Origin of the sequence: Faecalimonas sp., assembly GCA_029264305.1 — a bacterium.
Taxonomy (GTDB): Bacteria; Bacillota; Clostridia; order Lachnospirales; family Lachnospiraceae; genus Faecalimonas.
In genome coordinates this window covers 1-13,315 of sequence record JARICA010000008.1, presented here as the reverse complement: position 1 = coordinate 13,315, position 13,315 = coordinate 1, and the positions used below count along the sequence as shown (strand labels likewise).

The following is a 13,315-nucleotide window of genomic DNA, read 5'->3' as shown; positions in this document are numbered from 1 at the left end:
CTCTCCTTTACCATATACTATGTATTATCGAACTTGTCCTAAACTAGCCCAAGGCCAAACTTTAAGGACAACTCGTCCTAAAACTTTTTCTTCTTCAATAGTCCCTACTGCAGTTGTTCGACTATCTAGTGAGATTGCTCGGTCATCTCCCATAACAAAAATCTGCCCATCTCCAACTTGATATGGAAGTTGTATATCACACTCTCCCTTACTTTTTTCTTGAATATACGGTTCATCTAATACCTTTCCGTTAACAAGAACAGTACCGTCTTCCTTTATATCAACATACTGTCCCGCCGTAGCAATTACTCTTTTAATTAAAATCTTATTATCATAATAAAATGCAATTACATCTCCCGATTGGAACTGTTTTGTACGAATTGCTACCACCAGCTCGTCTTTATGCAAAGTGGGACTCATACTATTTCCAGTAATCTTGAGTACAGGCATCCAAAGTGTTGCAATCAACACAACAATTGCTGCCACAACAACCAATGAATATAAAGTCCATCTGATTCCACGTGAAACACGGCTTTTTCGCTTGAGGCGTTCAATTTCTTGATCCATTTCTTCAATAGTTGGATAAATCAATTTTTCCTGCATTCATTTTTCCCCCACATATTTTCTTCCGAAACTTTCATCTTCTCCATGCGTTCATCCGAATTTTCATTTTGCTGTAAGCGTTCCTCAACTACTGTTTTAATGCTATCAACATATTGATCGGCTGCTCTTTGTGCTGTTTCAAATACTTCATTTATAGCTAACGCTGCTTGTGCGATATTACCAAATTCATTTAATTTAAGTGTTCGTTGCTGAATAACCTTATCTTTTTCTTCTAACTGTTGTTTTAAAAATTGAATTTGTCTCTCTTGCTCTGCTAGCAATTCGACCAACTCAAGTTTCGACATCTTCTTTAAAGTTTTTTTTGTATTCATAACTGCTATACCGAATCCTTTTTATATCAAATATTATTCACATTCTAATTCATCACCTTTGGGGTAAACAATAGAGTATAAAACTACGTAATTATTTTTGACCCAACATTATGAAATAATATATAACTTTTCTTAATATACATCTATTCAATTTCTTAACAATTCTTATGATTATTTTTTAACAAAATAAACTGCCATTCAATACGAATGACAGTCTATTCTACTTATGTACACTCTATTTAATTTGTATCTATTACATAGTTGTATTTTGGCAAAATTAATCTTATAACAAAAAACTCATTTGTATTTTCTACTTCACTTCTACCGCCCATTGCCTCCATAATCTGTGTAATGATTGCCAATCCTATTTCATGGCTTTCTGGTTTTATTTGATTTGACGATGCTTTTTTACGATTTTGAACATATACTATAATTTCTTTATCCTGTTCTTCTATCTTAATCTCAATGGGGGTTTTCTTATCTGCATATTTTTGGATATTTGAATACACATTATCTGCTACTCTCCTAATTGCAACAATATCTACTCTCAACTGATATACACCAGAAATCGTCTTTGGTACATGAACTACAAACCCTTCTTCTTCCAAATAATAACTTCCTTCAAATAATAATTGACTTAACATAGAAGGTCCATCATACATTTCTCGTTGATAATCTATATTCTCATCACCACAAGTAACTGAATTCAATAGCCGATCTGTTAAACACTTAAGTTGATTAGCTTTACTCGTTATCATTACAAGACAATTTTCTCTTTCTTCTTCCGATTTTGCAAGTTTATAATTCAAAATATCTAAGCAAGTAATTATTTTTGTCAACGGTGTTCTAATATCATGTGAAAGAGACGCAATTAATTTTGTCTGCTGCTGCCTTTGATTCATTTCATCATTAATAGATTTCACTAACATTATACGCATAGTTTCTACTTTTTCGCCTAATAATGATAATTCATCTCTTCCTTCAACAATAATACCTAAATCTCTTTTCTTTAAATCGGTACTATTAATTTGATTATATAATATTTTCATTCGACGAATCAATTTATAAACAAACCTTAAAACTATAAATTCCGAAAAAATAAATGCAATAATAACCCCCACACAATTCCAATATTTCCAATATTTATCAGAAGGAACATATTTTTTAGGGTAAAACATACCATCTGAACAAACGATTTGTGCATTAGTAGATCTACCATTTAATTCTTTTAAATAATCAATATACGAATAAAACTTCACACTTCCATTTCTTGACTCACTTAAGTTGTATTCTCGCACTTCTTCCACGGTCATATTCTTTTCTTCAACAAGATCGTTAAGTTCTTGGATAAAACTTTCACATTGATTTTCCCAAAATGGAGTAAATAACTCACTATTAAATACCCACTTCGACAGTATATCTGAAATCATAAATGAAACTACAAAAAACACCATCCATGAAAGAATAGAGGCTACTACATACTGTAGTAAAAGATGTCCGGATAATTTTTCTTTCACTATCTTAAACAATTCGATACCCCTTCCCCCACTCTGTTAAAAGAATTTCTGGATGTTTTGGATCCTCTTCAATTTTTTCTCGAATTTTACGAATAAACACCATAACAGAATTTCTAGCATCAATCATATATGGTTCTTTCCAAACTTGTTCATAAATACTCTCAATAGAAAATAATCTACCTGGATATGCCATCATTAATTTTAAAATTTGATATTCTGTATCGGTAAGATTCAATTTCTCATCATATTTATAAACACTATTTTGCCTTTTATCAAGTTTGATCCCGCTACATTCCAGATATTCTGCCTTTTTAACAGGAATATTTCTTCCTTGATAAACTGCGTAGCGACGAATAAGTCCTTTTACTCGAGCCAACAATTCCGTGTATGAGAATGGCTTACATAAATAATCATCTCCACCTGCTGAATACCCCATAACCAAATCGGAACCTTGACTTTTGGCAGATAAAAATAAAATCGGAACATTATAATTTTTTCTAATTTTCTGGCATATTTCATATCCAGAAATTCCTGGCAACATAACATCCAATATTACAAGAGAAAACTCCGGTGTTAATATCTTTAACACCTCATCTCCAGAACTTGCTTCTTCTACCTCAAAATTTTCACTAGTCAATAAAATTCGAATTACTGATCGAATTTCTGGATCATCATCCACAATTAAAACCTTATCATTATGATACACCTCATCGCTTCCTCTCTCACTCATCATACATTCAAATTTTTAATTAATACGTTTCTATTATTTCTTGCAAACTTATACTAAACCAATGTTGCTCTAAATGTTTTTGCAAATCAAAATAAAATTTTCTTACAGGACAATATATTTGTGCATTTCTACTACATTCTCCTTCTTGATCCATACAACGATTAATTTTCATTGTTTTCTCCATACTCAAGCAAACTTGTCCTACTGTAATTTCAGAAATCGGAACCTCAAGTCGATATCCACCTGTTGGCCCAGGGATTGACTTTATAAAACCCGATTTTTTTAATTTACTTACCACCTTAATAAGATATCGATGCGAAATCCCCATCATATCTGAAATCTCATCTGCCGTAGCCATCCCCCTTTTTTGATGTAATGCTAAAAGCACACGTATCCCATAATCTGTTGTAACATTTAATTGCAAGTTTTTACCTTCCTTTTAATAATATTCTTTTCTGTTCCACTACACTATTTTTTTGATCTTATCCACAAAATTGATTTTTCATCTTTGATTTATCCACAAAATCTTAGTAATTAACAAAAAAGATAAAATCAAATAAATTTCAGTTTATATCATATCGTATAATAAGTATGTTGTCTATGATATTTTCATTCCCTTTCCATTCCTTATAAAAAGAAAAAAACAGAAGCTATATTCACTTCTGTTTTTTCTTTTATTCTTCTGGCAAAAGATTTTTCATGCTTTTTAAACTGATAGCTAAAGTAGAAACATTATGCAATAACGCAGAAGTCGTCGGTTGAAGTATCCCTGTTACTCCTAATGCAATCAATCCTGCATTAATACCCACAATTCCTTTATAATTTTTTTGAATTCGTTTCATCATAGCATTTGATAACCGTTTTAGTATGACAATCTCACGCAAATCTTCTGCTGCAATAGTTATATCAGCAATTTCTCGAGCTATCTCTGCTCCATCACTAATTGCAATTCCTACATCTGCTGCCGAAAGTGCTGGAGAATCATTAACTCCGTCACCGATCATGATAACTTTTCTTCCCAGTGCTTTTTCTTTCTCAATAAACCCTGCCTTATCTTCTGGAAGTACTTCAGAATAATATTCATCTACCCCCACTCGTTTAGCAATAGAGGCTGCTGTACGTTCACTATCGCCTGTCATCATAACAATTTTAGAAAGACCTTCTTCTTTCAAAAGTCTTATCATCTCACTTGCTTCCTCTCTAAGAGGATCTTCAATACAAATTACAGCCACTAACTCTCCTGATATTGCTAGGAATAAATGAGAATATTCTTCAGGTAACGAATCAAATCTTTCCTGATATTCCGGACGAATACAACACTTTTCATCTTCAAATACAAAGTGACTACTTCCTATTACTGTCTTCTTTCCATCTATATAAGAAGAAATACCATGAGCTACAATGTATTCTACTTTCGAATGCATTTCTTCATGATATAAATTTCTTTTTTTAGCTGCATCTACCACAGCTTTCGCCATAGAATGAGGAAAATGTTCTTCTAAACAAGCAGCGATACGAAGAGATTCTTCCTCTGGATAATCTCCAAACACAACAACCTCTTTCACTGTTGGTTTTGCCTTTGTTAGTGTACCTGTCTTATCAAATACAATTGTATCTGCTTCTGATACAGCTTCTAAATATTTCCCGCCTTTTACGATAATGCCATTTTGTCCCGCTTCTCGTATTGTAGAAAGAACAGAAATTGGCATAGCTAATTTCAATGCACAAGAAAAATCTACCATAAGAACTGAAAGCGTTTTTGTTACATTGCGAGTAAGCAACCCTACAAGCCCAGTTCCTAGCAATGTGTATGGTACTAAACGGTCTGCTAAATGTTCTGCCTTACTTTCGAGATTTGATTTCAGTTTTTCCGAATCTTCAATCATCGTTACAATTTTTTCGAATCGAGTAGCACCAGAAACCGCTCTAACTATAATTTCTAGTTCTCCCTCTTCTAAGACTGTTCCAGCATATACGGACTGTCCTGAAATTCTTCGTACCGGAAGAGCTTCCCCCGTCAAAGAAGCTTGATTAACCATACCTTCTCCTCTGGCCACCTCTCCATCAAAAGGAATCACGTTTCCCATATGTACAACTACTTTATCTCCTGGCAAAATATCTGAAACTGGAACAAGAATTTCCTGTTCTTCTTGTTTCAACCATACTTTCTCTACATTTAAAGACATGCTCCGTGCTAAATCGCCTACAGATTTCTTATGTGTCCATTCTTCTAATAATTCTCCAATTCCTAGTAAGAACATAACAGAACCAGCAGTGTTAAAATCTCCTCGTATTACAGAAACACCTATTGCTGTAGCATCTAAAACCGGAACCTCTATTTTCCCTTTTGCTAAACATTGAATTCCTTTTCCAATATACTGAATTGCTTTAAAAGTAAGCCACACTTTTTTTATCGGGTTTGGAAGAATCAACTTTCTTCCATAGTGGAATATTGTTTTTGCAATTAACTTTTCTTTGTACTCAGAATTTAAAGCACGTCCAGAACTAGACAAAACATTTTCCGGTACATCTTCTTTCTCAAAACTGAATTTTCTTAATTTATCAATAAGTTCTTCCCTGTCGCCTGTATAATAGATCACAGCATCTGCGGTGCGTTCATATACTTTGACCTTTGTAACATTTTTCTTTTCTTCAAGTGCCCAGCAAAGAACATCCGCCTCCGCACATGTCATTCCATTTCTGGCGACATGAATACGGAGACGGCCCTGTACTTCATGTTTAATAAAAAACTTCATTGTTTACCTATATATTTTCTTCCTGCTCAAATGCACCATCTTCTTGAACAGCATCCTCTTGTACCTTCATTTCTTCTTCCTGTGCACGTTTTTCATTAATCCACTGTGCTTCTGCAAGAATATCTTCTGCATTTTCTTGTACAAGTGTTGCAGTCTTCATTGCACAATCCTTTGCACGCAAAACTGCTGCTGTACAATTTGTATATACTTTTTTAGCATCTTTACTTGCTAAAATCTTCACACCTGCAGTTCCAAATAACACTCCACCTACAAAACAACCAATTCTTTTCCATGTTGAATCACTAAACATAATATCTACCTCCTAATTATTTGTGTTTATAACCTGTATAAAATACCATTAAAAAGCAAAAGACAGAAGCCCATGCCCAAAACTTATGTTTTTTCACGATTATATCACTTCCTTCTATCTATAAGACTCTTTTTAGCATAACACGATAATTTTAAGATAGTCAATTCTAACAACTCTTACTGATAAATTTTATCATATTATTCTACTATTTATAAACAATTTCTCTGCTAATAACCTCAATTTTTTCTAGTTCCTTAACCAAACGATACACCGTTGCCATTCCAATACTTTCGTCCATCTTTGTTACTTTGATATAAATTTCCTTACAACTAGAACATTTATTTTCTAATATAACATCTAAAATCATTTCTCGTTGCTTTGTAATTCTACAACCATTTTTTTTCAGTTTGATAATAATATTTTCTTTTTCACTGTTCATTCTCATTTTCTCCTAAATGACATATTCCTTACTAAGCACGTTCAAAAATATTTAATTGTAAATACTTTCAACCGAAAAACCTTTCTTTTCCACTGCGCTAATCAAAATATCTTCACTTACTTCACGATCAAGAGATATTTCTGCGCACCCTTTATTTATATCTACTTTGGCAGATACTCCATCAATTTGGTTTAAACTATCTGTTACACTTTGTACGCAATGGGCACAGTTCATTCCTGAAATAACAATTGTTTTTTTTGCAATCACCGGACCCGAAAGTTTCTTCCTTTTCTTTTTCGGCACACTGGAACAACTTCCTCCAGCTGGACATCCAACACATTTTACTCCATTTTTTTTTGCCTTATATAAATATGTAGCTGCCCATCCAACTACTATAACCAAAATAAGAATTGCTATGATATTTTCCATAGGTCACATCACATCCTCTCTAATTAAAAATAGTGGACAAAGTATACTCCTCTGTCCACCGTAAGTTTCTATTTTATACTTTATTATTTTGCAGAATGTAAGTTATATTCTGCTGCAAATTCTTTATCCGATTTACGAATTCTCCAAAGAATAATTAATGCAAATACGATAACTGCAATAAGTCCTGGAACAAATCCAACTCCAAGTGATCCTGTAGTAATCAATGTACCAATCTGATATACACCGAAAGCTATTGTATAACCTGTTGCAAGTTGTAGACAAATTCCTGCAAGTAACCATTTTCCACTCTTCATTTCTGAGTTCATCGCTCCAAGAGCTGCGAAACAAGGTGGTGTATAAAGGTTAAACATTAAATAAGCTAAAGCTGCAACTTTTGTAAGTCCCATAATTGTAGCAACTTCACTTCCGCTTCCGACTAATGCCAATTCATCTGGATCAATTAAGTTTGTAACACCGTAAACAACTGCTAATGTTCCAACTACATTTTCTTTTGCAATAAATCCTGTTACTGCTGCTGCAGCAAGTTGCCAAACACCAAATCCAAGTGGAATAAATAACAGTGCAAATGGATGCGCAATAGATGCTAAAATAGATGTTCCTTCTGCTCCTTCCTGTACAAGTTGGAAATGCCAGTTAAAGCTCTGCATAATCTGAACAACTGTATTGCACACTAAAATAATTGTTCCTGCTTTTACAATATATGCTTTTCCTCTTTCTAACATAGAGCCACATGCTCTTTTTAAACTTGGAAATTTATATTCTGGAAGTTCAATAATAAAGAAAGATTTTCTATATTTTTGCCCTGTAATTCTTTTAACAAGTAAAGCACCAAGTAAAACTAATAAAATACCAACTAAATACATCGTTGCGGAAACCCACCAAGCATCTGCAAAAAATGCTCCAGCAAATAACGCAATTACTGGGATTTTAGCCCCACACGGCATAAATGGTGTAAGCATTGCTGTTGTACGTCGTTCTCTTTCATTACGAATTGTACGACAAGCCATAACACCTGGAATTGCACATCCTGTACCAATAACCATTGGGATTACAGATTTTCCTGAAAGACCTACCCTTTTAAAGATTGGATCCAATACTACTGTAGCTCTTGCCATATAACCACAATCTTCCAATAACGCAATTAAGAAATACATTACCATAACAAGTGGAAGGAATCCAACAACCGCACCAACACCACCGATGATACCATCTACAAGAAGTGCTTTTAAAAGTGGGTTTGCATTTTCCATTAATCCACCAGCCCAGCCTTGGAAAGTTTCAATCCAACCAACTAACCAATCTGCAATCCATGTACCGAGTGTTGTCTGCGATATGTAAAATACAAGGAAAATAACGGCTGCAAAAATTGGAATACCAATAATTTTATGTGTAATAATACTATCAATTTTATCCTGTACATTTTTATCTTTTGTAAAGACTTTTCTCTTTTCTACTTGTTCCACAATGCCGTTAACAAATTCAAAACGCTTTCTATCAGCTGCTTCTACTGATGCCTTATCTTTTAAATCAATATCTTCCTGCACATAAGGTGCTTTCTGACCTTTTCCTTTTAACTCAGCTGCAGCACGAACAGCTTCTTTAAGTCCTTCATGTCCAGAAGAAGTAGAAACCGTTTTGATAACCGGACACCCTAACTTTTCAGATAAAAGTTTCTCGTTAATTTCTGTTTGTTTCTTATTAACAATATCACTCTTATTCAAAGCAACAACCACCGGTATTCCCAGCTCTAAAAGTTGTGTGGTAAAGAATAAACTTCTACTTAAGTTAGTAGCATCTACAATATTAATAATTGCATCTGGATTTTCATTCTTAACATAAGCACTTGTAATACTTTCTTCTGATGTAAACGGAGACATCGAATAAGCACCTGGTAAATCTACTGCGATTATTTCTTCTGTTCCGCCATAATACCCTTTCTTAATTGGACTTTCTTTTCTTTCGACTGTAACTCCTGCCCAGTTTCCGACACGTTCATTTCTGCCGGTCAACGCATTGTACATAGTCGTCTTTCCGCTATTGGGATTTCCTGCAAAAGCGACTCTCATAATTTTCCTCCTTTTTAATACCTAATATCACACCAATCTAATTTCAGTCAGTAAAAACTAACCATCGTGTAAAAAAAATAGTGATTCCACTATTTTTATATTGAAATAGCTTTAGCTAAATCAGTATCAATATTATATCGACCATCTTTTATTGAAACCACACAACCACCTTTTAAATGTGAAACAACAGTAATTGGTTCCCCACTGTAGCAACCAAGTGAAAATAAAAAAGCAGTTAACTCTTCATCATCTGTTAAAATATTCTTAACGATATATTCTTCTCCCTCTTTTGCTTCCAATAAAGTCATCTCTTATCACTCCTTGCCATACTCATTGTAAATTTATCTACTCTATATCTATTCGATATTTTTTCTCATTTACTTAGTAAGTATATTCTAATTTCAATAAGTTGTCAACAACTTTAATTGTTTTTTATATATACATACGTTTGATTTTATTTAGAGTCTTAGAAGCTTGATTTTGGACGATTTTTCGAGTGATAACTATCATGAAAAAATCCTTATTTTGATTAGCAATTAGCTGGGCGTTAGCAGGAACAAGCATTTTGTTCGCAGTTACCTTGTTAATTTGGTGTTATCTAGTTTGTTGATATTTATAATGAAAACCTTTTTATAGCATTATTTTCTTCCATTTTCTAATCTTTGTGCGGAATGTTCCAAAAGGAGCTACAGTATTGACGTGTATAAATTTATAAACTTCCCAAACGGCTGATTTAGTGGCACCATCTGCCCATTTTCTTCTATGAGGAGTGAAAAGGTCTTCATCTGACATAGAATCAATCATTTCGTAAATCTTTTCTATATTGGTGTCTAATATTACTCTTAGCTCTTGAATTGACTTCATAGCATAAGTATCAGTAAACCATTGATATAAATCACCTAATTGATTCCACTTAAACTGATCAGAAGGTGTTTTTACTTCTAAACCATTTCTTTCATCTTGTTCCCATTTTAAGACAAGAGTTGTCCAACCAACTTGATAAGCTAAGTTTTCAGCTGGAGTACGATCAACATCTTCTGCACGTTGATTTTTCATATCTTCAGGAATGACATCAAACTCTGCAATGTATTTAGTATAGGTTTTTTTGATTTCATCTTTTAATTCTTGTTTACTAGTATATGCTCGCATAAATTACCTCTCTTCAATATTTATATTAATATTTCATATTTTCCTAATCAATTATTTTTGCATAGTATAACATTTACTCATTTCGAATTCAATAAAGCCGATCTTTGGTATTATTTTTTTACAACTACTTAGTAAATTTAAACACTCTCTACTAATTTAAATCTTGGTTTAGATTATAATCAGCACTTAATAAAAAATGCAACCCCTATAACAAGAGATTGCATTCAAGTTTAAATTAGGTTGCTCCTACATTTTATTTACAGTTATAGAGTCAATTTAAAGTTATCTAGTTTGTTTAGTTTTTATCTCAGTAATTACAAATTTATTATTTTCATCTGTTAGGATTATCGGAATAGTCCTAACACTCCGATAAAAACAGTACTTCGCTATTCACTAAAATTTGCCTTCAAGGTAATCGGCCAAACATCTAATACGAAATGTTGTTCTGTAATATGGGTGTTTGGATAGGATGTTGCTTTTCTGAATTCGACATTTCCAATTTTATGATAGAAAGTATCTGAGCAAGACCCAAAGGCGATGTATTGACAACAACAATAGGTCAAATACCCATTTTGCGGTTCAAGGGGAGATGTTTCGAAAGGCTTTTCAATATCAATTCCTAATCTCAGAAGATATGCAGCTACCTCCGGATATGCAGATTTCACTTGACTGTAGTAATTTTTGCAATAGACACAGTCACACAAGGCTTTCTCCGGTAAGTGAGAATAGTACGCTATATTTTGATGCACATTTACATTCATTTGAAGTTACTTCCTTTCCTGAAATATATTGGGCTTATTGGGACATATCTGCCTGTTAGAGAAATTGGAATTAGTATGACACGTGTTGGTCTCTTTCCTTTTGAAAAAGTGATTTTTAGCAATCACATGTTACTCTGGCAAAGCCTTCACGCCAAAGTAATTCTCCAACCTTATATCTGTCAAGTGACCATTCCATTCGTTGTTGACTTGATTTCATTTCTTTAAGGTTCATAACTGCCTTTTTTTTACTCGAATAGCACTTACCTTCGATAATATCAATCTCATCACCATTTTTATTTACATTCCATCCAGAGGCAATCCATATATTCTTTTGACCTGCGCTATCAAAATCTTGATTCAATTCTTTTTCTTTTATGCGATAATCACATGAATATTCACAGAAACCCGGAACGCTCGTTAAATAAAATTTCGCAATATCTTTTGCCTCTTGTTCTGACTCAAAAACTCCAATAAAAAAGGCTTCTTCATAATTGTCATAACACAATTCCAAATCAACAAACACCAATGAATACAGCATCTGATTTCACCTCTTTTCATATTTGAAAAAAATTTTTAATAGGGCTGACTGTTCGGATTATTGGAATAGGTTTAACGCTCAATCATAGGTTGCGTCATGGACTCAAACTATTTTACGATTTCTTTTCTTAAAGAGAGTCTACATACTGTTTAGCCTCTATTAATTCCATAGCAGTAATTTCTCTTACTTTTTTCACAGCTTCTATAACCTTACCACTGTTTTTAAGATGAAGAATATACTCTTTATCTTCTTCAGATATATAATATGTAGCTAACTGATCATTTCTTGTCTGTTTGCACAAAGAGTCAATCTGCTTTTGTTGTGATTTTACCTGTTTTTTTAATTTGTCAATTTCAATAAAAAGCAAAATCCCTACGATGATTACCAATAAATATTGCATAAATGAAACCTCCTCTATTACGATTAAAATATGATTTACTTTGATGATTTTTTATATAGTATCATATTTTACATACCAGAAATTTTAAGTTTTTCTGAATTTTCGCTTCTTTTAAGTGTTATATGTATTTTGATTTGTCGAATAAAACAATAATTTTAATTATCCTACTACATCCTTATAGTTAAATCAATAAATGCTATATATACCGTTATTAAACAGGTATATAGCATTTATCAATATCACTTGATTCTTAGTCCAAAACAATAGCTTTATTCTTCCCTTTTTTATTTTTAGGGAATTCCCTAATACGAATCACAAAGTCCAAATTAAAGATTTGGTGTTCTGTTTTGGTTTCTACTAATTTGTTATCTAGAAATTCTACCTATAATATCGTTTTGCTTTTTAAAGTTCTTTTTTCTTATTAAGAATTAACTTCAACAAAACAACCGCAAATATTATATCTGTGATTAACATAATAAATATGATCCATGCATTATGTTGTACAAATGCTGAAGAAGATAACATTATAAAATCCCACACAAAGTGAAAAATAATAAATGGAATAATATTTGCTGTTAGTATCATTAAACATCCTATCGCAACGCCATGAACAAATGTATTTAATAGTTGTAATATGACAGAAGTAATGGTAAAACCTGCAAAAATATTTACGAAATGTAATAGAGAGAAGAGTATTGCACTACAAATTATGGCTTTAAATTTTGAATTATTTTCAAAAAACCCTTGAAGTACAATGCCTCTATACACAATCTCCTCAGAAATAGCAATAAATATGGTTGTGATTAATGTTGTGATAAATGAATCAAAGTTTTGTAAATATCCTTTTTGTACAATGAACAACACTAAAATCACAGTTAAGAATAAGCTATATACAAGAAGCCATGGCGTTACAGCCATCTTTTTAAAAGCTTTCCCTTTGTAAAATTTAAGATATAAAAAAATTGCATAACAAGTCATTATGGCTTCGAAGTAAATTAAAACGTTTTTAAGTCCTGGATCTGTATATTTATATCCGAAAATGTGATATGCAACCACCATTGCAATTGCCATTATTGTTGTGTATCCAGTTGCTACGAATATTTCCTTTTTATTCTTCATTATCAGGAATTGCAGAGATATTATGAACGCTTAAAATCATATGCCCGACATATCGAAATCTGTGGAGAAGAAAGAAACAACTACTCAAAAACGGATCATGATGCTACATTTATGCGATTAAAAAAAGATTACATGGGAAATGATC

The 13,315-nt window shown here is 32.8% G+C and carries 16 protein-coding genes; all 16 read right to left on the bottom strand.

Annotated features, from left to right (window positions below; all coding sequences use genetic code 11):
• Positions 1-24: 24 nt before the first annotated feature.
• Positions 25-603 carry a signal peptidase I gene (lepB, locus tag ACY2U7_RS00805; protein WP_461813177.1) on the bottom strand — a complete coding sequence of 193 codons (579 nt, stop codon included), beginning with the start codon at positions 601-603 and terminating at the stop codon, positions 25-27.
• Entirely contained in the window at positions 588-908 is a 321-nt protein-coding gene (locus tag ACY2U7_RS00800) for a hypothetical protein (RefSeq protein ID WP_461815676.1), read from the bottom strand. Before ACY2U7_RS00800 ends, lepB begins: the two co-directional genes overlap by 16 nt.
• A gap of 266 nt (positions 909-1,174) precedes the next feature.
• Positions 1,175-2,464 (bottom strand): sensor histidine kinase, encoded by a 1,290-nt coding sequence (locus ACY2U7_RS00795; protein WP_461815675.1) that lies wholly within the window; start codon positions 2,462-2,464, stop codon positions 1,175-1,177.
• Positions 2,457-3,158, bottom strand: a complete 702-nt coding sequence (locus ACY2U7_RS00790) for a response regulator transcription factor (protein WP_461813174.1) — start codon at positions 3,156-3,158, stop codon at positions 2,457-2,459. The genes ACY2U7_RS00795 and ACY2U7_RS00790 overlap by 8 nt, the downstream gene beginning before the upstream one ends.
• A 43-nt stretch (positions 3,159-3,201) precedes the next feature.
• On the bottom strand, positions 3,202-3,606 hold the full coding sequence (locus ACY2U7_RS00785) for an RrF2 family transcriptional regulator (RefSeq protein ID WP_461813173.1): 405 nt from the start codon (positions 3,604-3,606) through the stop codon (positions 3,202-3,204).
• Positions 3,607-3,856: 250 nt separating this feature from the next.
• On the bottom strand, positions 3,857-5,938 hold the full coding sequence (locus tag ACY2U7_RS00780) for a heavy metal translocating P-type ATPase (RefSeq protein WP_461815674.1): 2,082 nt from the start codon (positions 5,936-5,938) through the stop codon (positions 3,857-3,859).
• 7 nt (positions 5,939-5,945) lie between these two features.
• The gene (locus tag ACY2U7_RS00775; RefSeq protein WP_461813171.1) at positions 5,946-6,248 is read right to left on the bottom strand and encodes a DUF6110 family protein; all 303 of its coding nucleotides are present in this window, start codon (positions 6,246-6,248) and stop codon (positions 5,946-5,948) included.
• Positions 6,249-6,453: 205 nt separating this feature from the next.
• Positions 6,454-6,687, bottom strand: a complete 234-nt coding sequence (locus tag ACY2U7_RS00770; RefSeq protein WP_461813170.1) for a transcriptional repressor — start codon at positions 6,685-6,687, stop codon at positions 6,454-6,456.
• A 51-nt stretch (positions 6,688-6,738) separates the two neighbouring features.
• Positions 6,739-7,116, bottom strand: coding sequence for a heavy-metal-associated domain-containing protein (locus ACY2U7_RS00765; RefSeq protein WP_461813169.1), 378 nt, complete (start codon positions 7,114-7,116; stop codon positions 6,739-6,741).
• A gap of 83 nt (positions 7,117-7,199) precedes the next feature.
• Positions 7,200-9,203: a ferrous iron transport protein B gene (feoB, locus tag ACY2U7_RS00760; protein WP_461815673.1), complete on the bottom strand. Its 2,004-nt coding sequence runs from the start codon at positions 9,201-9,203 to the stop codon at positions 7,200-7,202.
• 95 nt (positions 9,204-9,298) lie between these two features.
• Positions 9,299-9,511, bottom strand: coding sequence for a FeoA family protein (locus tag ACY2U7_RS00755; protein WP_461813167.1), 213 nt, complete (start codon positions 9,509-9,511; stop codon positions 9,299-9,301).
• A gap of 322 nt (positions 9,512-9,833) precedes the next feature.
• On the bottom strand, positions 9,834-10,352 hold the full coding sequence (locus ACY2U7_RS00750) for a ClbS/DfsB family four-helix bundle protein (protein ID WP_461815672.1): 519 nt from the start codon (positions 10,350-10,352) through the stop codon (positions 9,834-9,836).
• 386 nt (positions 10,353-10,738) lie between these two features.
• On the bottom strand, positions 10,739-11,113 hold the full coding sequence (locus tag ACY2U7_RS00745; protein WP_461815671.1) for a hypothetical protein: 375 nt from the start codon (positions 11,111-11,113) through the stop codon (positions 10,739-10,741).
• Positions 11,114-11,228: 115 nt separating this feature from the next.
• Entirely contained in the window at positions 11,229-11,651 is a 423-nt protein-coding gene (locus ACY2U7_RS00740; RefSeq protein WP_461815670.1) for a hypothetical protein, read from the bottom strand.
• Positions 11,652-11,778: 127 nt separating this feature from the next.
• The gene (locus ACY2U7_RS00735) at positions 11,779-12,051 is read right to left on the bottom strand and encodes a hypothetical protein (RefSeq protein WP_461815669.1); all 273 of its coding nucleotides are present in this window, start codon (positions 12,049-12,051) and stop codon (positions 11,779-11,781) included.
• 402 nt (positions 12,052-12,453) lie between these two features.
• Positions 12,454-13,122 (bottom strand): CPBP family intramembrane glutamic endopeptidase, encoded by a 669-nt coding sequence (locus tag ACY2U7_RS00730; protein WP_461815668.1) that lies wholly within the window; start codon positions 13,120-13,122, stop codon positions 12,454-12,456.
• Positions 13,123-13,315 lie beyond the last annotated feature (193 nt).